General features: G+C 38.0%; 14 protein-coding genes. All 14 read left to right on the top strand.

All coding sequences use genetic code 11. The annotated features are described in order from the left end of the window. Position 1: 1 nt before the first annotated feature. The 14 genes from G7B18_RS00605 to G7B18_RS00540 all read left to right on the top strand — a co-directional run bounded on the left by G7B18_RS00605 (position 2) and on the right by G7B18_RS00540 (position 25187). Positions 2-1306 carry a thioredoxin family protein gene (locus tag G7B18_RS00605; RefSeq protein WP_164121843.1) on the top strand — a complete coding sequence of 435 codons (1305 nt, stop codon included), beginning with the start codon at positions 2-4 and terminating at the stop codon, positions 1304-1306. Next, complete coding sequence (locus G7B18_RS00600) at positions 1306-3981, top strand: M16 family metallopeptidase (RefSeq protein WP_164111905.1); 2676 nt, start codon at positions 1306-1308, stop codon at positions 3979-3981. The genes G7B18_RS00605 and G7B18_RS00600 overlap by 1 nt, the downstream gene beginning before the upstream one ends. A gap of 58 nt (positions 3982-4039) precedes the next feature. Beyond that, the gene (locus G7B18_RS00595) at positions 4040-5245 is read left to right on the top strand and encodes a thioredoxin family protein (RefSeq protein ID WP_164121842.1); all 1206 of its coding nucleotides are present in this window, start codon (positions 4040-4042) and stop codon (positions 5243-5245) included. 82 nt (positions 5246-5327) lie between these two features. Continuing rightward, entirely contained in the window at positions 5328-8066 is a 2739-nt protein-coding gene (locus tag G7B18_RS00590) for a prolyl oligopeptidase family serine peptidase (protein WP_164121841.1), read from the top strand. A 170-nt stretch (positions 8067-8236) separates the two neighbouring features. After that, a complete protein-coding gene (locus G7B18_RS00585; RefSeq protein WP_164111902.1) occupies positions 8237-8854 on the top strand; it encodes an RNA polymerase sigma factor in 618 nt (205 codons plus the stop codon). A 55-nt stretch (positions 8855-8909) separates the two neighbouring features. After that, complete coding sequence (locus G7B18_RS00580; protein ID WP_164111901.1) at positions 8910-10028, top strand: FecR family protein; 1119 nt, start codon at positions 8910-8912, stop codon at positions 10026-10028. Positions 10029-10067: 39 nt separating this feature from the next. After that, entirely contained in the window at positions 10068-13397 is a 3330-nt protein-coding gene (locus G7B18_RS00575) for a SusC/RagA family TonB-linked outer membrane protein (RefSeq protein ID WP_164121840.1), read from the top strand. A gap of 101 nt (positions 13398-13498) precedes the next feature. Continuing rightward, positions 13499-14905: a RagB/SusD family nutrient uptake outer membrane protein gene (locus tag G7B18_RS00570; RefSeq protein ID WP_164121839.1), complete on the top strand. Its 1407-nt coding sequence runs from the start codon at positions 13499-13501 to the stop codon at positions 14903-14905. 2 nt (positions 14906-14907) lie between these two features. Then, a complete protein-coding gene (locus G7B18_RS00565; RefSeq protein WP_164111898.1) occupies positions 14908-15612 on the top strand; it encodes a DUF4843 domain-containing protein in 705 nt (234 codons plus the stop codon). Positions 15613-15623: 11 nt separating this feature from the next. Beyond that, a complete protein-coding gene (locus G7B18_RS00560) occupies positions 15624-17066 on the top strand; it encodes a PKD-like family lipoprotein (protein WP_164111897.1) in 1443 nt (480 codons plus the stop codon). A 20-nt stretch (positions 17067-17086) separates the two neighbouring features. Further along, complete coding sequence (locus G7B18_RS00555; protein WP_164121838.1) at positions 17087-18286, top strand: thioredoxin family protein; 1200 nt, start codon at positions 17087-17089, stop codon at positions 18284-18286. A gap of 855 nt (positions 18287-19141) precedes the next feature. Next, positions 19142-19684, top strand: a complete 543-nt coding sequence (locus tag G7B18_RS00550; RefSeq protein ID WP_164111895.1) for an RNA polymerase sigma-70 factor — start codon at positions 19142-19144, stop codon at positions 19682-19684. Between the two features lie 105 nt (positions 19685-19789). Further along, positions 19790-21007: a FecR family protein gene (locus G7B18_RS00545; protein ID WP_164111894.1), complete on the top strand. Its 1218-nt coding sequence runs from the start codon at positions 19790-19792 to the stop codon at positions 21005-21007. A gap of 283 nt (positions 21008-21290) precedes the next feature. Then, positions 21291-25187 carry a SusC/RagA family TonB-linked outer membrane protein gene (locus G7B18_RS00540; protein WP_164121837.1) on the top strand — a complete coding sequence of 1299 codons (3897 nt, stop codon included), beginning with the start codon at positions 21291-21293 and terminating at the stop codon, positions 25185-25187. Positions 25188-25190: the final 3 nt, after the last annotated feature.

The following is a 25190-nucleotide window of genomic DNA, read 5'->3' as shown; positions in this document are numbered from 1 at the left end:
TATGAAAAAGTTATGTATAATACTAGGGGTTCTATGCTGTTCATTGTCGGCTTTGGCTCAAGGTATAAATTTTGAGAAAGGAAATTTTGCTGAGGCTTTGGCTAAGGCATCTCGTGAAAATAAGATGTTGTTCGTCGATGCGTATGCCGTGTGGTGTGCGCCCTGTAAAAAAATGGACGCTACGGTGTTTAAAGATCCTGAAGTAGGAGCTTATTTTGATAAACATATTGTCGCCTTTAAGATGGACGTAGAACGTGGTGAAGGGATAGAACTTAAACGTAAATACGCTATTGAAGGCCTGCCGGGCTATGTTTTTTTAGATGGCGATGGAAATGTCGTATTTCGTGATCAAAGTGCCAAGCCTACAGCTGCGTTTATGGCAGTAGTAAAAAAGGCGTACCAGTCTATGTTAGATCCGAATAGTATCGGTAGATTGGCGGCTCGCTATGAAAAAGAAAAGACTAATGAGGATTTTTTAAGCTTATACCTGGATAAATTAAAGGAGAGTAAATCTAAAGGATACACGGATGTATTGGAGCAATATCTGCTTATTCAGAAAGGTGTAGCTGAGGAAAGTGCTGCAATGGCAAAATTAATTGATGACCATTGGACTGCGGTTATTTATGGCGGAAAGGCTGACGACATAATTATGAAGAATCTAAAATCAGATGCTTGGCAATCGTATGTACGTAAAGATGTGCGTGAACGATTCCAAGAGGCGAACAAGACGATGGCCGAAAATACTTCTGATTATGCTATTTTAAAACAAGATACTACTTATATCGACTTGGCTTTGCAGCGTGCAAAACAGGGGGGAATGAATGTCTCAGAGAATCAACGTAATTCCTTGTTAATGCACTATTATAAAAGTACATACATGGGGCCTTCATTTTTGAGGTTATTAGAGCCTGAGATAAACGCAATAGTAGAAAATATGGATATCGATGCGCTGTATAGATCTCACTTGTCCACCGTAAAAAAATATGAGAATGAGCCAAACACGCGTTTTCGTAGTAATGCGATGATACATTCTGATAAGTTGAAATTTATGATCAAAGATTATAGCCTGTTTGCTTCATCCGAACGTGAAGCTCAGAATGTAGTAAAATGGTCAAAGATGGTGTTTGAGCTGACGCAAGATTCTACGGATGCATTGAGTTTTTATGCAAATGCAGAATATATGTTTGGTGATCGCAATAAAGGTATCCGATTGAAGGAGGAAGTGTTAAAGAATATGAAAGGTTCTAATCCAGCTGTATCAGCTGACTTGGAATTGATGCGTAAAGGAGAGGATATTAGTTTATAATGAGAAATTTGTTGTTAGTTATTCTAGTAGCTATTTGTGGGACTTCTACTGGATATGCGCAAGGCGATTTTGCTGCCCGCAAGGATGCGACACAAGGTAAGTTAGCGAATGGAATACAATATTATACATTGTCGACTCCTTGGATAAAGGGAAAGATGGCGATTGGTATGATCGTTAAAACGGGGTCTTTATATGAGACGCAAGACGAGGTAGGTATTGCCCATTTTTTGGAACATTTGGTTTCTACTTCGGTACCCGGATTTGATCGCCGTAAGTCATTGGATTTGGTATATGACGGTGGGCTTAATCTGTTTCAAGACTGGCAGGCGTTTACATCTGAAGTGCGGACTATTTATAATTACACGTATTCAAAGGAGAATAAAGATACCGAAGATAAGTTGATTCAGTATATTCGAGGGGTTTTAGGGCATATGCAATTCACGCAGCGTGAAGTCGATATTGAAAGGCCGGCTATTTTGGCGGAGACTAAAACATCCTATTCCAGCGGGGGGCTTTCCAATTTGCGTGGTGGTTATTTTGAGAAACATACTATCTTAGGAGATTCGGCCCAGATTGCTGCAATAACACCGCAAAAGGTAGAAAATTTTTACCGTAAGTGGTATCGTCCTGAAAATATTGCATTGGTATTGATTGGTGATGCTGGTGCGATGGAGTTAGAACAAAAGCTGAAAAGTGCTTTCTCTGATGCCAAATGTGTTGTTGACTCGGCATTGCCACAAGCCTTCTTGCCGGTACACGAGGATAACGTTGCTTTGTTTAGTCCTTCGGAGGTAGAGGTCGATAAGCGTAAAGGATTTATGGGAAGATTGATTTATCGTTTTCCATTGATCGACCTGACACAACGTAAAGAGTTGCGAAAAGCAATAGCTGTGGAGTTAATTACGGATATCTTCAAAGGGATGTTGGAAGGCTATAAAACGGGTATGGAGGTCACTGCCGCTATTCCGTCAAATATGCCAACCGCTTCGGTACTCAATGTGAAATTTAATTTTCAGGACACGAGTGCGTTTCAAAATAGGTTAAAAGAAATAGGTGGTGCAATTTCGCATTTGCGGTATGGCGATGTTGATGTAGATTTTTTACAATCGCTATGGAAGTCTCGCTCTTCAGTCTATAAATATAAGGTAAAACTGTCCGACTCACACAGTCCTAGTGTAATATTGAATAGTATATATTCTAATTTTACGGCAAACCTGCCCATAGCAGATCCAACGGTTTTTGCGCAGGCATTGGACGAAGCAGCTGCGCAGCTTACTCCGGAAGATATCAGGGCTGCTGCAGAGATAGTATTCACGAATTCTAGGGCTTTTTTAGCAGGCTTGCCAGATTATGGTAAAGGATTTGAAGTACGCATGGTTAATTTGCTCGACGAATCTTCGAATCAGCCAGATGTCCGCATCGCTTATCAATTGCCAACGGCTCGTCATCGCATGGGATCTAAATCTTCGGGTGAAGTTAAAGCTTTGCTTCAAAGTGATCGTCCTCGGTACAAAAAATCTATGCTCCAACATCAAACTCTTCTTCCTAATGGGATGCAACTGTATCGTTTGAAAAATGGTATGGAAATTATCTGGAATAAGTCGGACCGACGTAATTCTATTTCTTTAGAAACAGACGCTGGTACGGTCCTATTGAAAAAGGAAGAACAACCATTTGCGAGTCAATTTAAAGAGATTCGTGATCCTGTTTTTGCCAACAAGTCTTTGTCAGAGCTTGATGCACTGAAAAGGGCTTGGGGTAGTCCTAGTTTGACACTGAAGTATCAAGGGTATAAATCAGGGGTAGAAACTACTTTTACAGCAGATAACTTTGAATTTGTGATCCAGTATCTAGCCAACTTATACAAGGGCTTTGCAATAGATGAGAAGACCTTTTCTAAGGAATTGGAAAAATTTAATAAGTCTAAAGAGGGAGCAAAAGGGGCTAATTCTGTTGTAATGGATAAAAACGAACTAGAGATTAAACTAAATAGTTTGCTTATTCCTGGCCAAACACGCCTCTTCATTCAAGGGGATATCGATATCGAACAAGTGATTGCTTATTTATCGGAGATTCCGGTAAAAGATAAATTGCGTTTTGTAGGCGTAACTGCAGATGATCAAGCAGAAGACACGATAGAACTCGCTGAAGCTCCGAAAGGACGTACTTATTTGGTTAATCGTATGACCAAAGATAATGTACAGGCCATTACGTTAAAACGCTATATCTTACAAGGTATGGTGGAAGAGTATATGAGTCGTAATATGTTACTACACCTGAGAAATGAGAAAGGGTTGATTTATGCATGGGGAACTACACCATCATTTGGTGTGCATCCTTCGCCACATGTATCGTTAAGTCTCCGCTTTCGTGTTATTCCTGAATTATTGGATACGGCATTGGTTGAATTCAATATGCTATGTGAAAAAGTGGCAAGAGAGGGGATTGATCAATCTAGTCTCAAGGGGTTGAAGCGTAGAGAATGGAACAGGTATGTCGATTATTATAATGATCCTGATCAGGTGATGTTGTTCGTATCAAATCAGCTTAAATGGACAGGTAAGGTCTGGAAGGAAAAGGAATTCAAAAATATAATTGAATCTATTACGTTAAATGAAGTAAACGCTTATATCAAGAGGTATATGGCCTTACCATCACATATTAAAACATATTAGTAATATATAATGGACTATTATTGGTTACTAAGAAAAACAAATATACAGTTATAAAACTATGAAAAATATACTATTATTAATAATGCTTCTGTTATCCTCGGTTGCTTCCAAAGCGCAAGGAATTGTCTTTAAAGATAACCAAAAATGGGATGAGGTGCTGGCTATCGCAGATAAGGAAAATAAACTGATTTTTATAGATTGCTATACAGAATGGTGTGGTCCTTGTAAAGGGTTGGAACGAAATATATTTCCACAGAAGGAAATGGGAGACTTTTATAATGAACACTTCATCAACGTGAAGTATGATATGGAAAAGGAGAATGGACTTGAATTGGACGCATTCTTCCCGGAACAAATCAAAAGGTATCCTACGTTATTGTATGTGGATCCCAAAAGTAAGCGTATCGTGCATAAGCTGATCGGTACCCGGAGTGTGGACGAGTTTGTTCAAGAAGCTAAAAAAGCTATTAAAGGGGTAGGTATAGTCACACAAAAAATAAAATATGAAGATGGAAATAGAGAGCTGCCATTTTTGACAGAATATGTTAAATCGCTTAACAATATCCTTGATAAAGAGGGGGTAGTAAAGGTAATAGATGATTACTTGACGGTAAATGGTTATGATCAGTTATTGCAAGAACCTGTTTGGGCTATGGTTGCTCCTTATATGTATGACTATGAATCCAAATATTTAAGATATGTGCTGGATAACAAGAGTAAATTTAGTCGTTTGAAATTTGTAGATCAGAATAATTTAGATGGACAATTGACGAATACTATAGGTTTGACCATTAGTAGAATGATACAGCTTCCTACGGATCTAACAACAATGGAGACAACGTTTGATGCACAAGAGGATACTTTTAATAAACTGAAAAAGGATATCAATCTGTTTTCAAGAAATCAAATTTTTCAGGAGTTCTCCTCTAAGCTCTATATTTATGAACAGTTGATGAATAGGAATTGGGAGGAGGCTTATAATGCTGTAACGTATGCGCAGAAGTTTGGTTTTAAATATACAGACAGGTTGAAGTTGGCTATGTCTAACTATATTATTCAAGAATCCAAAGATAAAAAAATGTTGGTTAGAATCTTGGGCGATTTAGAACTTGCACAACAGAATGGGCAGAAGCAGTTTACTAGTTTCAACTATTACCCGTATATGCGCCGTGCAGCTGAAAAATTAGGGCGACATAAAGTTGCAAAAGATTTTAATAACAAAGCTAAAGAAATACAAAGCAAAAAATCTTCAGCAAAGAAATAATTAAATCTTCTTCGATTAAATATTCTTATTTAGTTAAATAATGAAATTCTATTTTACATTATTCATAGCTATGTATATAGCTATGAATAATTATGCTCTAGCGCAAAATAAACAGGCTCTTAATTGGGATAATATTTCGTCATTGGTGCACGTGCGTACTGAGAAGACTGATTTTTCTGCAGATGGGCAGTGGTTTTCTTCGGTAATGGGACCTCTTAAGGGGAATCTCAAGCTTATCCTTCAACATACTTCAGATACCACCAAATATGTATATAATCTAGGTGGATATTATTCAGATTTAAAATTTTCTCCATCATCGGACTATGTTGGCTTTTATACTTTTCCGGATTTTAAGACTATGGAAAGCAATTCTAAAGCTAAGAAACCTAGTTATCCAAGATTATGGTTAATCAACTTGAAGGATTCTGCTAAAGTGTATTATGATTTAGTGTCAAATTTTGAATTTTCGAGCAATCCCAATAATCCGTGGGTGGCGATAAAAATAGTGGATGCTAATAAAAATACGAAAGTAGCAGGTGGGGGTAAGGGTAGTGACTTAATTCTCTATAATACAAAAACTAAGAAGCAGTATGCTATTGGTAATGTATCTACTTATTCATTTAGCGCTAAAGGCGATGTCATAGCTTATACAATAGATGCCAATGGTGCACAAGGTAACGGTTTGTATCTGATGCAATTGAATAATGGTGTAACTCATTCACTGGATGTAGGACGAGCGGAGTATTCTCATTTGAAATGGTCTGACGATGGGAGGGCATTGACGGGCATGAAGACGACCAAAGTCAAAAATATTGGAACTCAACATGACATTATTCTCGTACGTAATAATAAAGAATCGTTGTGGGAAGTTAGTGTATTGGTTAATATCGCTAAAGAATTAGGAAAGGGCAAGGCTATATCTCCGCATTTTATACCGTATCTTTCAAAAGATAAAAGATTTCTATTTTTTGGATGTATACCAAAAGCTTCTAGCAAGTCCACAGATAACATAGCGGCAAAGTCAACTGCTGCTGGAGCACAACCGCCAACCGCCCCTGCTGCTGCTGATGTGTCGAATGTTGTGATTTGGAATTGGCAAGATACCATTTTACAGTCACAACGTAAAGTGATGTTTGCAAAGGGGGATAAGAGATCTATATTGTATCGATATGATACCAATACCGCTAAATTGTCCGCAATAGGGGATACTACATTCAAGACTATATATTTGTCTCCCAATCAACAATTTGCTGTTGAGGTGGATAAGGGGCCGTATGATTATGAAGCTAGCATGTCTGGACAGTCTTATGCAGATATTTCTGTAATTGACTTGATAGGGGGTAAAACCCATCTTTTGAAACATAAGTATTATTTGACAGGGAGTGTTGGTATTAAGATTTCTCCTGTAGGATCTCATTTGGTTTATTATGAAAATGGTGATTATTTTTCTTATGATGTCAAAACTAAACATACGATTAATTTAACTTCAGCATTGTCTACTACTTTCGTAGATAACTCGCGTGATCATAACGTTCAGTCTCCACCTACGCCATTTATAGGTTGGTCGGCTGATGGTAGATTTGTTTTTATCAGGGATAATTATGACCTGTGGAAAGTTAATGTTAGTAATAGTAAAAGCCAAAGAATAACACCGAATTTTGAGGAAAGCAAGCTTAAAGTAGCGAGTTGGGAAAGTATTTATGTAGAAGATGTGGGTATTGATTTGTCAAAAGACCAATATTTTCTAGTGCGTGATGAAAGATCTAAAAAGAGCGGTGTGGCATTGTTACCTTCTGGTAGTGAGAAGCTCGAACTACTTTTTATGGATGATGCTAAGTACGGTAGTTTGAGGAAGTCAAAATTAACCAACCGTTATTTCCTGACGCGAGAAACCTCTACTGATCCACGGGATGTATATACCAGTGCTGATAGACGGTTGTCCGGATTAAAACGACTAACGCAAAATATACCCAATAGAAATAAGTTTGCATGGTCTGCGGGTGTTCGATTGATTGACTATGTGAGTGATCACGGAGATACACTTCAAGCTGCTTTGTTTTTGCCGGCTGGGTATAAAGAAGGACAATCGTATCCTACTATTACGTATATATATGAGCGTCTTTCTGATGGTATGAATGAATTCGCATTGCCTTATTATCCGGGTGGTGGATTTAATAGTTCTGTTTATACGAGTCAGGGGTATGCGGTACTGATGCCTGATATTAAATATCGTCTTGATGATCCCGGGAATTCGGCTGTGGCTTGTGTAGTACCAGCGGTGAAATCTGCAATAGCAACTGGAATTGTAGATGCTGATAATGTTGGATTACAAGGCCACTCTTGGGGTGGGTATCAAACTGCTTTTTTGATAACGCAGAGTAACCTTTTTAAAGCGGCATCTGCGGGAGCTCCTGTTACTAACCTTATTTCTATGTATAATTTGATTTATTGGAATACGGGAGGAAGTAATCAAGCTATTTTTGAAGCTAATCAAGCTAGACTAACTAAGCCTTATTGGCAGATGATGGACCCGTATTATAATAACTCGCCTGTATTTCATCTTGAAAAGATTAATACGCCATTGTTGCTGATGCATAATGATAAAGATGGTGCTGTTGATTATACCCAGGGTATTGAGCTTTATCAGGGGTTGAGGAAATTGAAAAAACCATCTGTCTTGCTCTCTTATCCTGGAGAAAATCATAATTTGGCTAAAGAAGTAAACCGAAAAGACTATGCCGAGCGTATGTTACAGTATTTTGATTATTTTCTGAAAGGAAAGCGTGCGCCTACATGGTGGAGTAAGGGATTGGAGGATTAGAAGACCATAGGTTAGGCTCTTTAACAATCTTTTTAACCTATCAGCAATAGTTTGGGTAGATCTACTATTTCATAACAATGCAATGGTTGATTTATCCAAACTATGCAATGAGTAGATGAAGACTTATCATGCTTGGTGATTTTTTATTTTTTACCTAATATTGCACTGATATGTATTCTTTTCCTAACCAAGAGAGCGCAGATTGTCTTGATACAGAGCTAGCGCGTAGGCTTTTTAAAGCGGATCATAGTGCCTATACTGCTATATATAATAAGTATAGTAAAGGCTTATATATTTTCGCCTTACGAAGACTAGGAGACGCTGAGGAATCCCAAGACATCATCCACGACGTTTTTTTATCGCTTTGGAATCGTAAGGAACAGGTAGATCTTACCGATAATTTATCCGGATATTTATTTCGTGCCGTCCGAAACAAAATAATAACCGCAATAGCTAAGCGAAAAGTAACGGAAGATTTTGTAAGCAGTTTTAATCAGTTTGTTGAAGAAAAAGTATATGATGCGGACCACATACTCCGTTACAAAGAACTCGCAGATATTATTCAAGAGGAAATAGATAAGCTCCCCAACAAGATGCGGATGGTTTTTGAACTTAGCAGGAAAGCTGAGCTCTCCCGGAAAGAAATAGCTATTCAACTGGGGCTATCTGAACAGACTGTAAAAAGTCACTTGCATCATGCTTTATCCATATTAAAGAAAAAGCTCGGATTGACCGCCCATATTATGATAGCATTTTTCTACATTGAAAAAATTTTCAAAAACTTTTAACCCCTACACCCCCTTTTCGAGATTGTATTCATGTTAAGCAGTGTAAGCCTATACAATGATGAACCGAAAAGAATTTGAAAAGTTACTGCAGCGATACCAAGACCAGCAATGTTCTGCCGATGAACAAAAGCTTGTAGAAGATTGGTTGACCTTTGGCAGTTTTCCTGAATTAGCGCGAAGTACCGAGCAAATAGAAGCAGATTTAAAAAGCATTAGTCGACGGTTGCCTATAAAACCTAAGATTAGTTCGATTAAGCGGTGGTCACTTATTGCCGCAGTCGCAGCAGTAGCCGTTTTGATCGGTTTTGTGATGACTCCGTATTTTGTCAATGACGAATCTCTATCTATGAAAGAAGCTGAAATTGGTGCGGGCAGCAATAAAGCAACGTTAAGGCTCAGCAGTGGGGAGCGAATAACACTTCGTGATCCTCAATCTGAAATAAAATGGGACGCATTGATACCTTCGTATTCGGATGGAACGGAGGTTTTGGAAGACGAGTCTATCTTAGAAATTAATAAAACCCAAGTCTTGGAAACGCCAAGAGGGGGGCAGTATAAAATGACACTGCAAGATGGCACAGAAGTATGGCTAAATGCCGCTTCGTCCTTGTCTTTTCCTGCTAGTTTTGAAGGACTTAGTGAGCGTAGGGTGTTTCTGGATGGCGAGGCCTATTTCGAAGTCAAAAAAGATGAACATAAAAGATTTATTGTAGCCACACGGGGACAGGAGGTTGAAGTTCACGGCACTAAATTCAACATTAAAAGCTATAAATCTTCAGTAGAAGAGCGAACCACTTTACTAGAAGGAGCTGTATCTGTCAACATCCCACACTCGGATGCGACATATCGATTGAAACCTGGGCAAGAAGCAATTATTCTTCATGATGGCGTACGGGTGAAGGATGGGAATACAAAAGGTGCAGCAGCTTGGAAAGATGGTTTGATCGTATTTCAAAACGAATTGTTAGTGAATGTGTTGGAAGATATTTCCAGGTGGTACGATATTCAAATAATTTACGAAGATGATATTTCTGATATTGCTCTTTACGGTAGATTGAGTAGAAATAAACCTCTATTGTCTGCAATAAAAGCGTTGGAACTTTCGGCCAAAGTACATCTACGCTTAAAAGACAGAAATCTTTACGTATCGAGACCGAAAAACACGAAGTACTAGCAAGCTATAATAAGTAATTAATAACTAACCAATAATTTTATGAAACACTATTATGCATCTCGAAAGAGGTGGCTTTATTTTGTTTGGACATTAGCTTTGATTGTAGCCTCAAAATTAGAGCTCCAAGCGCAAAATCTATTAAATATTCAGATGCGGGAAGCCCCGGTAGAGCTTATTTTGTCAAAGATAAGCGAACAGTCAAATTACGACTTTACAATTAACACGCAGTTGCTGAAGACTCTTCCTAAAAGAAATGTCAATATCAAGAATATGACGTTAGAGCAGGCTTTGGAATACTGTTTGAAAGATCTTCCCCTTGATTATGTCATTTCGGATAAGACCGTTATCATAAAAGAAAAGATAAAACGAGATAGCCCTACAAGTTATCGGCCCAACACGTATTCGATAACTGGAATTGTGAAAAATGAAAAAGGGAACAATTTAGCCGATGTGACAGTAAGGGTGAAAAATAATTCCTCTCGTGTGCTTACTAAAGCTAATGGATCGTTTGAAATAGTACTTCCTTCTAATGAGAAAGCCTTGATTTTTAATTGTATAGGTTATGAACCTTTAGAAGTAGAAGTAAGCAACTCCAATAAGGTATTAAGCATTACGATGAAAGAAATCCAAAATGAGATAGATGAGGTCGCGGTTACGGTTAACACGGGGTACTTTGAGAAATCTAAACAGACATTTACAGGGGCAGCTTCCTCCTTTTCAGGTGCAGAACTAAGAGCTGTTTCCAATCAGAATGTGCTAACTATGTTAAACATACTAGATCCTTCTTTTAAACTAATCGAGAATAACCAAATGGGGTCAAATCCCAATGAGATGCCTGATTTTCAAATCAGAGGATCAAGCAGTATAGCTAGCAATCTCGAAGAAAATTTTAAAGGGAAGCCTAATTTGCCCACTTTTATGTTGGATGGATTCGAAGTTAGTATCGAAAAAATATATGATCTGGATCCGCAACGTATCAGTGGAGTTACTATTCTGAAAGATGCTGCTGCTCTTGCAATATATGGCTCTCGAGGTGCCAATGGTGTGGTTGTCATTTCAACTTACCCGCCAAAAAGTGGGAAGATAAAAATAAACTACTCTGGGAGTGTGGATCTTGACTTTGCAGATTTATCGGGGTATAACCTGTTGAATGCGCGTGAGAAATTAGACTATGAGGTATTAGCCGGTATTTATAATCCCAATCCTTACATTTATATTGGCGAGCGGCATAGAGAGCTTTACAATGAACGGTTAAAAATGGTTCAGCAGGGGATAAATACAGATTGGATAAAAAAACCGGTCAAATCCCTTGGTATAAATTCGAAGCAATCCCTTACATTAGAGGGCGGAGATCAGGCTATTCGCTATGCCGTGGATTTATCTTATAACCCATCTGAGGGGGTGATGAAAGGTTCATCGCGTAACAGAAAAGGAATAGGCGTGAGATTGGCCTATAATTATAAGAATCTAAAATTTTCTAATAATCTAAGTTTTGACAATGTCACCTCCAAAAATTCTCCCTATGGGAGTTTTCAAAAATATGCATACCTGAATCCCTATTATTCCCCTTATGACGACGAGGGAAATGTCAAAAAAATATTATTTGTATTAGAATCGGTCAATTCACCTAAAGTGACTATTCCTAACCCTTTATATAATACAATATTAAATACAAGAGATGAAAGTGCTTATGATAATTTTATCAATAACTTCGGTTTGGAATGGCGCATAGGCAAAAGGATCAGGCTTTCTGGAGACTTCTCTTTAAATAAGAAAACACAGACTTCGGACGTTTTTAAGCCAGCTGATCATATAGATTTTATGAACGCTACAAAAAAGGGCAGCTATCAAAAAGTAACTTCACAAAATTTGCGTTATGAAGGACGGTTTGGCATAGCTTATACGGAATCTTTTGATAAGCATTTGATGGTTATGAATGCTAATTATAATATCCTGGAAGCTCGCTCTGATTCTTATACCATCTTAGCTTCAGGTTTTCCTAATGATCGAATGGACCATGTCGGAATGGGGTTAGAATATCTGGCCGGTTCTAAGCCAACAGGCGTTGAAGCTACGAGTAGACTTATCGGCGGATTAGCCAATATGAATTATAGCTATGACGGGAAATACCTTGCTGATTTTGCTTTTCGTCTAGATGGGTCTTCCCAATTCGGATCCAATAAGCGTTTTGGAACTTTTTGGTCATCAGGAATAGGGTGGAATCTGCATAACGAATCTTTTATAAAGAATTTTACATTTATCAATTTACTAAAGCTTAGAGGTTCGATCGGTTATACGGGCAGTCAAAACTTTTACCCGTATCAGGCACAGCTAACTTATGGGTACCTCACCGATGTAGTTTACGATGATTACATAGGTACGGTGGCCAAGTCTTATGGCAATACCGACCTACAATGGCAGAAAACTTATAAAAGAAATGTTGGGGTTGACTTTGAATTGGCCAGCGGAAGAATATCCGGATATTTTAACTATTATTCAGATTATTCCAAAGATGTGTTAACTGATGTCACCATGCCGCCATCGCTAGGGTTTAATACCTATAAAGCAAATTTAGGAGAGGTGCAGAACAAAGGCCTCGAGCTGTCACTACGCGGTTCAGTGTACAGAAATACGGAGAAGAAAATATTTGTTAATATCCAAGGTGTAGCTGTACGCAATGAGAATACACTAAAAAAGATTTCGAATGCTTTGCAAAGCTATAATAATACAGCCGATGCGAATGTAGGCAATAAACCAACGGTTAGATACTTTGAAGGACAATCCATGAATACACTTTGGGTCGTACGTTCTCAGGGAATCGATCCAGCCACAGGTCAGGAAGTATTTATGACCCGAGATGGTCGTTTAACTTCAATGTGGAGCGCAGCAGATTATATTCCTTTTGCAACTACCGATCCTACGCTAGAAGGAACATTTGGTTTAAATATGGGGTATAAAGGCTTGCAGGTGGGCTGTATTTTCAGGTATCAATTTGGCGGATATACGTATAACCAGACTTTGGTAGACCGTATTGAAAATGTAAATCCAAATGACAATGTGGATAGGAGAGTATTTTACGAAAGATGGAAGTATGAAGGTGATATAGCCGCTTTTAAAGCCGTGTCAAATACAACTACTACTAGACCTACTTCTAGGTTTGTTCAAAAAAATGATCTCGTAGAGTTAAAATCGCTAAATATATCTTATATCCTCAGAAGTGATAGACTCAAACAACGATATAAATTTGATAATATGAGGTTTAGTCTATTCGCAAACGATATCTTTCGTTCCTCAACGGTCAAGCTAGAGAGAGGGTTAGATTATCCATTTGCAAGGCACATTGCTTTTACTGTACAAGCCACTTTTTAGTAGGGATGTTTGATCTATCTATATAAAGTGTTTTGGAGCAAAGGCTAAAAAGTATAAATATGCCGTGAGCTATATGATCAATTAAAACTAAAATTATAAAAATGAAAATATTAAGTTCTTTACTATTAACATTACTACTGTTGATGACAGTATCTTGTGATAAGTGGCTGGATGTAACACCCAAATCGGAAATGAAAGCGGAGCAGCTTTTTTCGTCACAAGCTGGGTTCAGAGATGCGTTAATAGGTATTTATGCCCTAATGACGGATAAAAATTCCTATGGTGTCAATTTGACTTATGGTGCTGCCGATGTGTTGGCTCAGACCTACGATAATGTGCGTAGCACCTCTGGTCACAGTTATGAATTCTTTTCTAAATATGAGTATGACAATGCGAATGTGGAAAGTACATTGGCCGCAATATGGAAGCAACAGTATAGAGGTATTGTAAACGCTAATATAATACTGAGCCAGATTGATGAAAAGGAATCGGTATTTCGAGGCAACGGGTATCAAATTATAAAAGGCGAAACTTTGGCCTTACGCGCATTGTTGCATTTTGATCTATTGCGTTTGTTTAGTTTACCCCCCTCATTAGGCCTTGGAAGCCCTGGCATACCCTATGCGGATAAATATACCAATGTACCCTTCCCGCAAAGTACAGTAGAAGAAAACTTAAATCGAATTATTGCTGATCTGAAAAATGCGCAATCCTTACTTCGAGCGGTCGATCCATTTGGACCAAATGCTACAAACATTGATTTAGAAGACCAACTTTTGAAGAATCGGCATTATAGGCTTAATTACTATGCTGTCACCACTTTGTTAGCACGGGTATATTTGTACCAAGGAAATAACAATATGGCAGTAGAAGCAGCAAATGAAGTTATCAATTCGGGTTTTTTTAAGTTATTTGAAGCCACGGGAGGTATACCTAGCTCGCAATTCATATTTCCCCAAGAGCTTATGTTTTCTATACATATACCCGGTATTAAGACCAAATACTTAGATACTTATTTTCCAGAGATTACACAGACTACAAATGCAAAGTCCTTTACAATAAATAACAGTACGATAGATGCTATCTATCCCGCAGGATTGAATACCGATTTTCGTAAGTATTGGTTTGATATAGCCACGACTAATAGTATGCGTATCGTGAAATTTAATTATTCAAACCTCGTTCCTATTTTAAAGTTTTCAGAATGTTATTTGATAGCAGCAGAGTGTTCCATAGATCCTAAGCAGGGGGGCGAATATCTTAACACCCTACGGGCGCATAGAGGCAACGCTCCTTTGGCTATAGAAAATATAACTGCAGAAACATTGGACGCTGAAATACAAAAAGAGTACAGAAGAGAGTTTATTGGAGAAGGCCAATTATTTTTCACGTATAAAAGATTGGCCCTTTCAAAATTGCCTAATATACTGGCATTTGATGACCTCACCAAGATTTACAGTATGCCTATTCCACAGGTTGAAATTGAGTTTGGAAATATAAAAGAATGATCATGGTAAAGAAATATTATATGTTTGTTATTGTAGCATTTATGCTGATAACAAGTTGCAAAAATGAAAATCTAGACACCTATGTCGATGCAAGTCGGGTATATTTTGCGGCCTATTCAAGCAAGGATAGTTTGGTTCATTCCCTGATCTCAGCTGCCGGCAGTACAGATACCGTTTGGATTAAAGTTAATGTTCTGGGAAGAAAGTTGAATAAAATGGGGCAATTGCGGTTAAAGGTTGACCAGGGTCAATCAACGGCAGTAGAAGGAGTGCATTTTGAGCCACTAAAAGAGTTTTACGCCATTGAGGAAGGGCGATTTAGTGCTGAGGTCCCGCTGGTTCTAATCAAGAATGGTCCTGGTCTTTCAGATGGGTATAAAAGTGTACATCTCCAACTCGAGGAGACCTCTGATTTTAAATTGGGGTATTCAGACCGACTTTCTGCACGAATCTATTTTACAGATGAATATGTAAAACCCGAATATTGGGAATCTTTTTTGAAGAATTATTATGGTGAATACTCCTTGGTAAAACACAAGCGCTGTGTCCAAATTCAAAAGTTTGATTTTCCTCCAAAACGTTCCGATATAGCTAATAATCAAATCGGACTTTTTATGAGTTATGGTAGAATAGTATGTCAATATTATATCGATAATATCGAGTATGACGAGAACGGGAATCGTATTATGCCTTGGGCAGCATTTTAAAAATAATATCCATGAAAAAAATAGTAATAATAGTTTTTGCATTTATTAGCCTTTGCGTCCTAGGTTGCATTAAAGATAATTCAGTCCTGAAAGATTATGAAATAGGAGATGTTGTAATTACAGGGTTGGAGAACGGCTATACAATAGGTGTAGGCGATCGGTTGAATATTAACCCGGAATTGCAACTTTCTTCTTTGAAGGAAAGCGATCTTAAATTTATATGGTATGTATACACTACTAGAAGTACTTATATTGCCGATACCATATCATACGAGAGGAATTTATCCACTAATATAGCGCTTATTCCGGGCGAATATACATTAGTCCTAAAAGTTCAAGATAACGCTACTAAAGTGTTTTTTCGGAAAGAAGCTGGATTGGTTGTTACAGACGATTTTACACCGGGTTTTTTAATACTCTCTGAAAAAAATAAAAATGCGAGCTTGCAGTTTTATAATACGAACAACAATAAATTTATTGAGGATATTTACGAAATCGCAAATAATGAACAACAGATCGGTAAAAACCCGATAGACATCGCATTTTATCCAAGAAAATCATCCATGCCTTCCGAAATACTAATACTTTGTAAAGATCAGCAAGGCGGCGTAGTTTTGGATCCCTTGACAATGCAGCGGGCTCGCTTCCTAAAAGAGTCTTTTCTTGTGCCTTGGTCAGGCACCGGAGAGATGTCGATGCAGGCATATATACCGCGGTCTACTCTGGGTCTTCAGGATTATTTAATAATAGATGGACGTGCATATAACCGAGCTGCCAATTCAGGAGAGACGCTGTTTAAACCAGATATGATTGGTGATTATTATTTGAGTCCCTATTATTTTTATCATACGAGTGGAAGAGCGGCATTTTATGATAATAAAAACAAACGGTTTATGTGCCATAATACTACTTCTGGATCTCTAAACTTATTTTTAAAAGATGCAGCAACATTAAATATTATTGATCCTACGAATGTGGGATTGAAAATGCTTTATGGTGGGCATGTGAATGCAGGCAATTTTTTTGGACTATTTGAAGACGATAATTCAAAGAAGTATATATTACGCTATTTGATAAGCGCTCAAAGCCAGATTTTTAGAGCTACGGAAAAATATGCAATTAATGCCCCTGGGATAAATGAAGCGACTGTATTTACATCGGGCTCAGGCCTGCCGAACTATCTCTTTTATTCGGTTCAAAGTAAGATATACGCTTATAACATTTTAACAAAAGTTGGCGGCGAATTATTTTCTCTAGGTTCTGATAAGCGTGTCGATAAATTGATGATGGAAGGTACGCAACTTTTAGTCGGGTATTCTAGCGTCAATAGTGGAGCAAATACCGGCAGCTTTGCACTCTACAATTTTTCTACGACCGGAGGGCTGGCTGTGAGTGAAGTGTTTAAGAAAGAAAATTTCAGTGATAAAGTAGTGGATTTTAGCTACAAGTTTTAAATAATAAATATATTCTAAAAATGAAAAATAGTGGTTTAGGAATAATCTTCCTGATTTTTACAACCCTCTCAAGCTATGCGCAGGGAATAGCTTTTAAAGATTTGGATTACGAGACGGCACTTACTCTTGCAAAAAAGGAAAATAAAAATATTTTCGTAGATGTATATACATCTTGGTGTGGGCCTTGTAAAAAAATGACAGCTGATGTTTTTCCTTTAAAGGAAGTAGGCGATTACTTTAACCCTAACTTTATAAGCCTCAAATTGGATGCAGAGAAGCAAGCTTCACATGGTGTTTTCCAAAAGTTTAAACCTTCAGCTTATCCAACTTATTTTTGGATTGATAGTAACGGCAATTTGTTAGGTGTCGAAACAGGCATGATGTCCCCTAAAGGTTTAATTCAATCCAGTGAGCGTGCTGTTTTATCAAATATTTCTAATGAGTTGGCTGAATATGAAAAGCAATGGAATGCGGGAGATCGGAGCTATGCTTTAACTACGAAATATACCAGGCTTTTGGGGAAAACCGCCCCAGAGAAAGTGATGCCTATAATGGAAGAGTATCTTAAATCTTTAAGCGAAGAGGAAATACAGAAAAAAGAGGTAACATCTATATTAAGTGGATTTATGCGTACCCCTAAAAAAGGTATAGCGCTTGATTATATATTAAAGTATCCAGAGGCAATGGAAAAAAATATGACCTCAGCAACGTATAATACTTCGATGTATAGAATGATAATCCGGACTGGCAATGTTGCATTGAGCCAAAAAAATTTAGAGAGGTATAACAATCATATTGCACTGATGAAGGCTTCAGAATTGCCCAATAAACAAATGTATTTGGATCTGTTGGATGCTGAATACCAACTTAATAATGGACTGTACAGTCAAGGGTTTGATAATGTGGTTCAGATTCTTAATACCTATGGCGAAAAATTTCCTTATTTATACCGGGAATTGTATTACTCATTATTACCATCCGGTTTTTTGAGCAAATACGAAATCACCAAGAAGCAATCTGACGAGTTGATTGCTATGGCTAAAAATGCATTTAAATATGCACCTACTAAAGAAGCGATTACTTTTTTAGCTTCTGCATATGCAAAAGCTGGTGATTATAAGTTGGCATACGAGGTCTCGTCAACCAGCCAGTTTTATGAGGATCCCATTCTTCCAGGGATATTATTTAAACATATGAATTTGAAAACAAGAGTTAAATAGATATTGTTGCCATACCCCTAATGCAGAAAACGTTAGGGGTATTCATTATTTTAATAAGCAACAGACTTGTTGATATCCAGCCATCATTTGATCCCAATATACACAGCCGTTATTAGTTTGGTTGTACTTTGATGAGATGAGAATCTAGAAGGGATGGTTAGAGCTACATTTGAGACAGGAACTTATCCAGAACTTATTATTTCACTAGGCAGAAGATGTTATCTAAGAGTTCAGGGAGAATAAAAGCTCCAAGGTATTGAAATAAGGGTTGTATCGCTAGAGAAAGTCATGAGTAAATCTGCGAAGCTTTCTTACAGTTTGTACGCTAGTGCACTACCTTCCTGGAAAAAGATAACTGTCTACTTTCGAGTTTTTTGGTTTGTTCGTGCTGACCTATCCCTCCCTAATCAATAGTTGTGTTTTTTTCGTCTTTGCCTCAAGTTTCCCGATTCTGTAATAGTCGTCATTACCTTATAAAGTTTAGGCATCGTTTTTGGATTTCCTGTTGTCGCTATGTGGTGTCTTGCATGAGCTAAAAACAAAAAGTTTTAAAATTATCAAGATTGGATAAGGAAATGGAGGTGCAAAAAATATTAACCACCAATGAAAAATAGATATGCGTTGCCATTTTTTAATGCTGCGATCCAGAGATATGATATGAAGCAAAATGAGCGATAGAGGAGCGAGCAGTAACCACGGTCTTGGGATCTGATTTCCTAAATGGATCGAGTACAGTAGATGTGGTGATGTATTAAAATATGCGTAAAAATGGCTTGTTGTAAAGACTTATTCAAATAGCATAAATATTTTGTAGTTTTACTCCGAAAAGATTAAAGTACATCAATTGCTAACCGTGTGACCGACGAAAAATTCATACCTGATAACTTTGAAGAGCTTTTTCATAAAAACTATGAAAAGCTTTGTATGATCGCCGTACGGTACGTGCAGGATATAGATCTGGCTCGCGATTTGGTGCAGGAATTTTTTGTTTATGTCTGGAGCAGAAGAATGATTATTCAGCTTCAGTCTACATTTGAAGCTTATGCTGCCCGATCGATACGTAATATTTGTATCACCTATACGAAACGTCAAAAAAAACATGTCCTTTATTACGGTGATTCATTGCCTGATATTGGCTTTGATTTGCAGCAGAGCCAACAAGAACAGTCCGAGAGAGAAAAGATATACCAAGCACTTAACACGGCTATTCAGAAACTTCCAGAACAACGTCGAAAAATATTTCTGATGAGCAATCTAGAAGGATTGACCTACTTAGAAATAGCGCTGCGAAATAACATTTCCGTCAATACCGTTAAAGCGCAGATTAAAAAAGCATATGCTACTTTGCGGAGTGAATTGCCTAAAGGTATACTCGTTTTTATATTTTTAATGCGTTGATTTACTGTGTTTTTATTTTTATTTTATTTTTTTTTAATAAACCGATAACCCTATTTCCTGATTTGTGCTACTTAATAGTACATGACCAAGCATCATTCCCATAAAATGAATAGAGACAATAAATGGATTCAACAGCTTTTGGACGAACCAATGGCCGGAGGTGAGCCTTTAGATCTTAAGAAGACTGATGCGGAGATTGAAGCTGAAGAAGATGCACTATTAAGAGCGTCAGATGTGCGTGTGAAATATGGAGGGATATTTGATTCAATTACTGGATGGCAAGAGTTTAAGGACAAAGTGAATAGTCTTGAACCTCTAGAGACTAAGATTCTTCGCTGGAGAAGAACCTTTCGGTTGGCGGTGGCTTCAATTTTAGTAATTGGATTTACGACAAGTATCTATTTTTATTACTCTAAGTTAGCAACGGGGTGGGACGATAGACTAGTGAATACAGACGTATCTCCTGGAGGTAACCGTGCCACTCTTACATTAGCAAACGGGATAAGTATCGATTTAAGAGAGGGAAAGAATGGGATTGTGATAGGAGGAGATTCGATTTTATATAGTGATGGAAGTACTGTGACGGCGGATGAATCTTTTTCTGGTAAGCAGGCAAGTAGTCAAGTACTGGTGCTCACGACACCCAAGGGGGGGCAATATCAAGTCAGTCTATCCGATGGTACCAAAGTGTGGTTAAATGCCGGTTCGACCTTAAGGTACCCGACGCGCTTTGATGGCAAAAGTCGTAAAGTCCAGTTAGTTGGTGAAGCTTATTTTGAGGTTGCTAAAACTAGGTCAGAAAAGGGGAGTCAATCGTTAGTCCCTTTTGTGGTAGAGAGTGCGGGTCAGGAGGTTACCGTATTGGGGACACATTTTAACGTTAATGCCTATCCAGAGCCGGGAGAGATACGTACAACATTGATTGAGGGCTCTGTGCAAGTATCAGTGGTAGCCGAGGGTTCTAATCCTGGTACTGTTGTTAACAAAGTAATACTGAATCCTAATGAGCAGTCCATAGTTTCTGGTTCATTTTTGAAAGTAGAAGCTGTTGATGCGGAGTATAGCATGGCATGGAAAAATGGTGTTTTTATGTTTAATTATGAAAAAATCGAAGATATTATGACCGAAATTAGCCGTTGGTATGATATCGATGTGGTATACGAGGATAAGGAAATCAAACAAATTACCTTATTTGGGACTATCAGTAAGTTTGAAAATATTTCAAAAGTACTGGACATGTTTGAACGTACTGGCGTAGTGAAATTTCAACTAAAGGATAAGATACTAACCGTCCAATCTACTGTAAGTAAAACAAGAAAGTAGATAATTCCTTTAGTTATATATATACTTAATAAATGACCTAAATATGAAGCTATTAGAAGACGACTCTTGAGAAAGATTAGGATAAGATGAAAAAGGGCCTCGACGCCAATCGAAGCCCTCTAAGTCTGATTTTTTATGATTATAAACCAAAATTATTGAATAAAGCGCCTTGTCTAGTTCGACTAAAACGTACGTGGCGCTAAAAACCAGATAACAAATGTATAAAAAATTTATTGGATTTTTTTGTACGCCTTCAAGCTACATTTATAAATTTATTTTGCTTATGAAGCTCACGGCTATTTTGATTTGTCTTGCTCTTATGCAGGTGAGTGCCAGTACCTTTGGGCAAAAAGTTACCCTGAGAAAAAGTAATATCACATTAGAGAAACTTTTTTGGGAACTGCGAAAGCAAACCGGTTATGATATATTGCTTACAACGTCAAAAGCTAAAAACTCGCAAACGCTGACGGTAGATTTTAAGGATACTCCAATTGATCAAGTCATGGCACAAATTGCCGAGGACAGTTCTTTATCGTATACGATAGGAGAAAAAAACGTCGTTGTTAAAGAAAAGGTAGAGGCGGTTGCGAAGGATATTTTCAATAAGGAGCATATTGCTGTCGCGGCTATCGATGTTCGGGGAAAGATAACGGACAGTCATGGACATCCCATTAGGGGAGCCAGTATAAAACTAAAAGGATCAAAGCGTTCGACAGTAACACGCGAAGGTGGACTTTTCTTATTTAGACAGCTCAAAGAAGGAAGTATCTTGTTGATTTCCTGTATTGGTTTTGAGGAAAGAGAAGTTAAGGCTAAGTCGGATATGGGTACGATTATATTGCACGCTAGTCAGTCCAGCTTGGAGGAGGTTGATATTTTTTTTAAAAAGAAATTGGGAACTCAGGTGGATTTGAAACATAAATTTCATCTCAATCTAGGACAGGTGCTAGAGGGAGGTGTACCTGGACTGACTTTGAAACCAGCGATTACTACTAAGGAGGGGGAAGTAGAGTATTTATCTCCTTTGTGGGAAGGCTCAACGGCAAAGAATTTGCGTGAAGAGTATGAGCGTATAATTAATGGCCCCGGTGCACAAGAGTTTTTAAGTCGTTATCCTACCTATGAAGATTGGGAGAAAAGTACGAATTGGCTAAGTATGTCTAATGCCACAAAGGGAGCATCAAAGACTGTTGATGGTGGCTTGGTGCCAGAATTACAAGGGGCTAGTAACTTTGGTGCTGCAACATCTGGTATGTTGATTGTCATTGATGGATTTCCGCAAGAGAATTTTCCGAGTGACTATCCTATGAATAATGTGGAATCTGTCGAAGTGGTAAGTGATCCTGAAGAATGTCTAAAGTGGGGCCCAAAGGCTGCCGGAGGTATTGTTTTTATCACTACCAAACGGGGACAATCGGGTAAAATTCAGGTAAATTACACATCAAACTTGTATTTTTCTACACCTCCCGATAATAGTGCAGAGAAATTGCAATTGGCTTCTAGTGCTGATATATTAAGTTATTACAAAGAGGTGTATGATCGAGGTTTTGCGAAATATGATCCACGTACGATGCCTGAAAAACCTGGAACACTCCGTCCGGCCGAGTCATTGTTATTTGATTTAGGTAAAAAGAAGTTATCTCAAGAGGAGTTTCAATCAAAATGGGACTCACTCGGGAGAATTTCCAATCGAAGTCAGTTGCGTTCTTTGCAACAAAATATTTTCAACCAAAATCACTCTTTGCAATTATCAGGAGGTAGCTCGGCCTATCAGTTTTCTGTTAATGGATTGTATCGTAAAAATATGACTACAGATTTGGGGTCAAATAATCAAGAGTTTGGGTTAGGAATTCGTAATAACTTGCGGGTTTTGGAGGGTAAACTTAACGCTCGTTGGTTGATTAATCTCTCTAGAAGTTCTAATTATAGAGGTGATCTAAAGACGGCAGATTTAGATCCCTATCAGCTGTTGTTTGATGATGGTGGAGAGTATGTTTATTTTCAACGGGACGCCCAACTTAATGATCAAATGATGAATGTTGGCTATTATAATAACGGACTAAATCTATATGAAGACTTGATATCTAGTTATACAGAGCGAAAGGCTAATAGGATTGATGGTAATTTCGATGCCGATTATCAAGTGTTGAAGGGGTTAAAGTGGTCAACTGCAATAAAGTTTTCAAAGTCTAAATCAGTGGATGAAAGATTAACAGGAGCGCAATCTAGTACAGCTCGTCAATTGTTTAATGAGTATGGTGTGCCTAGCGTGGATGGCTCTGAAGTGACGTTTTATGTGCCGATAGGAGATTTGTATAAAAAAACACAATCAAGTGCATTAGAGTACCGTATCACTACAGGGCTGAAGTTCAATCATTCTTTTGACAATTACCATGATATTGCGGGTAGTTTAGATATGGGAATCGGAAGTGCCGAGTCAAAAAATAATCCGTTTGCTACGATATATGGATATAGTAGAGCCTTGGGAGTTGGTTTACCTTTGTTGGCAACACAGTCGACTGATTTGAAAAATTATAATGCTAATACGCTTGATTTTAATAAGCTTTTTGTACCAGGGATAAATGTAGAACGGTATGATCGTAATATAAATCTGAATGGTAATTTTTTGTATAGTTTCAAGAAAAAGTATGACTTAAACGTACAATACCTGTCCAGTTACATGCCAAAATATGGTTATGTGCCTGCATATGCTGCTACAGTCAGCAAATTAGCTGGAGTTTCATGGCATGTAGGTCGTGAGAATTTCTTCCGTGACCGATTATCTTTTATAGATGAAATGAAGCTTACGGTATCAGCAAATGAGGTCGGTATCCCAAAACTTTCAGCCAGTCAGGTGTCTGGAAATCGTTTTGAACAACCTGTTTGGGGCAATTCTATGATTTTTATCAGCAGCTTTAATTTTGCACAACAAAGTGGGCAAAAGAATAGAAGTATTTCGGGAGGTATTGATACGCGCTTGTTTGAAAATAAATTCGTGATGAGCTTGAAGTATAATAGGAATACATTGGGCAGTAGCGGATGGAACGGCAGAGTATCGTATGATATAGCTAGTTCGTCGTATTTTAACTCCTCTTGGATTAATATGCTTCGAGTCGGTATGGTATTTCAAAGTTTGAATCCATTTCAAGGAATGGGAATAATGTTGGGGGCGAATTCGGTGACAAATGGTGGAGGTGGAAGTGTACCTATTGGTGGTGCACAAGGGTTGTTGCCGCCTAGTAAAATTAATAAAGAAGCGACTATGGATCTTGGTTTTATGGCCAATAGATATACTCTTTCGGTTAGGTATTATAATAATACTACAGAAGGTCTGGCTCAAGGACTTCTCCCAACTGATCCGTCAACAGGTTTGCAATCTAGACTCAATTACAGTAAAATATCTAACCAAGGTTTTAATATAGGTTTTAGCGCTGCTCTATTCCGAAATATTGATTTTGAGTGGCGTGTCATGATAAATGGAGCTTACAATGTTAATAAGGCATTGGAAGTTCCAAAAGAAGCTTTCTCTTTGAGACCTAGTTATTTGACAGCAGCTAGGAGTGGTTATACCACGGATAATCTTTGGAGCTTTAATTGGGCAGGTTTAGACACGTTGGGCAACCCGCAATATTTTAGAGAAGATGGTTCTGTGGTATCACGACCTGATGAGATGACTTTGGTTTACAGTGGAAAGACTAGAGCTCCTATTTCAGGAGGCGTTTTCAATAATTGGCAGTATAAGAGCGTATTTGTTGGAGCGAGACTCATGTTTAATTTTGGTCATATTATGAGACGATATACGCCTAGTATGACACCTGATATTGATAAGAGTATATGGATAGCCGACCGATGGAGAAAACCAGGAGACGAGAACCTTACGGATATACCTGCAATAGCCAAACATGATGCAACGCGTTCATTTGGACTTCAAAACGCTAGTCATACGATTATGTCTGCTGACAATATTCGTCTGCGAGAAATTCAACTAGGGTGGGAGGTTCCTCCGTCATTTTTACAATCCACCTTTTTGAAACGTTTGACGGTGTCTGGACAGGTAGAAAATGTGGCTCTGTGGACACGTAACAGCATGGATATAGACCCTGATGCGGTAAGTAACAATGGAACTGTCGGGCTTTCTCGACCAACTAACTTTGTTCTCAGCGTCAATATTGGTTTTTAAAAA

Source organism: Sphingobacterium sp. xlx-130, from assembly GCF_011007405.1.
Taxonomy (GTDB): domain Bacteria; phylum Bacteroidota; class Bacteroidia; order Sphingobacteriales; family Sphingobacteriaceae; genus Sphingobacterium; species Sphingobacterium luzhongxinii.
This window is presented reverse-complemented; position numbering and strand designations above follow the sequence as displayed.

What these genes read in the sequence shown, in the direction of transcription:
- G7B18_RS00585 (WP_164111902.1), top strand. Translation starts at nt 8,237, where the DNA reads ATGTATTCTTTTCCTAACCAAGAGAGCGCAGATTGTCTTGATACAGAG.
- G7B18_RS00555 (WP_164121838.1), top strand. Translation starts at nt 17,087, where the DNA reads ATGAAAAATAGTGGTTTAGGAATAATCTTCCTGATTTTTACAACCCTC.
- G7B18_RS00565 (WP_164111898.1), top strand. Translation starts at nt 14,908, where the DNA reads ATGGTAAAGAAATATTATATGTTTGTTATTGTAGCATTTATGCTGATA.
- G7B18_RS00545 (WP_164111894.1), top strand. Translation starts at nt 19,790, where the DNA reads ATGAATAGAGACAATAAATGGATTCAACAGCTTTTGGACGAACCAATG.
- G7B18_RS00590 (WP_164121841.1), top strand. Translation starts at nt 5,328, where the DNA reads ATGAATAATTATGCTCTAGCGCAAAATAAACAGGCTCTTAATTGGGAT.
- G7B18_RS00570 (WP_164121839.1), top strand. Translation starts at nt 13,499, where the DNA reads ATGAAAATATTAAGTTCTTTACTATTAACATTACTACTGTTGATGACA.
- G7B18_RS00605 (WP_164121843.1), top strand. Translation starts at nt 2, where the DNA reads ATGAAAAAGTTATGTATAATACTAGGGGTTCTATGCTGTTCATTGTCG.
- G7B18_RS00575 (WP_164121840.1), top strand. Translation starts at nt 10,068, where the DNA reads ATGAAACACTATTATGCATCTCGAAAGAGGTGGCTTTATTTTGTTTGG.
- G7B18_RS00580 (WP_164111901.1), top strand. Translation starts at nt 8,910, where the DNA reads ATGATGAACCGAAAAGAATTTGAAAAGTTACTGCAGCGATACCAAGAC.
- G7B18_RS00560 (WP_164111897.1), top strand. Translation starts at nt 15,624, where the DNA reads ATGAAAAAAATAGTAATAATAGTTTTTGCATTTATTAGCCTTTGCGTC.
- G7B18_RS00600 (WP_164111905.1), top strand. Translation starts at nt 1,306, where the DNA reads ATGAGAAATTTGTTGTTAGTTATTCTAGTAGCTATTTGTGGGACTTCT.
- G7B18_RS00540 (WP_164121837.1), top strand. Translation starts at nt 21,291, where the DNA reads ATGAAGCTCACGGCTATTTTGATTTGTCTTGCTCTTATGCAGGTGAGT.
- G7B18_RS00595 (WP_164121842.1), top strand. Translation starts at nt 4,040, where the DNA reads ATGAAAAATATACTATTATTAATAATGCTTCTGTTATCCTCGGTTGCT.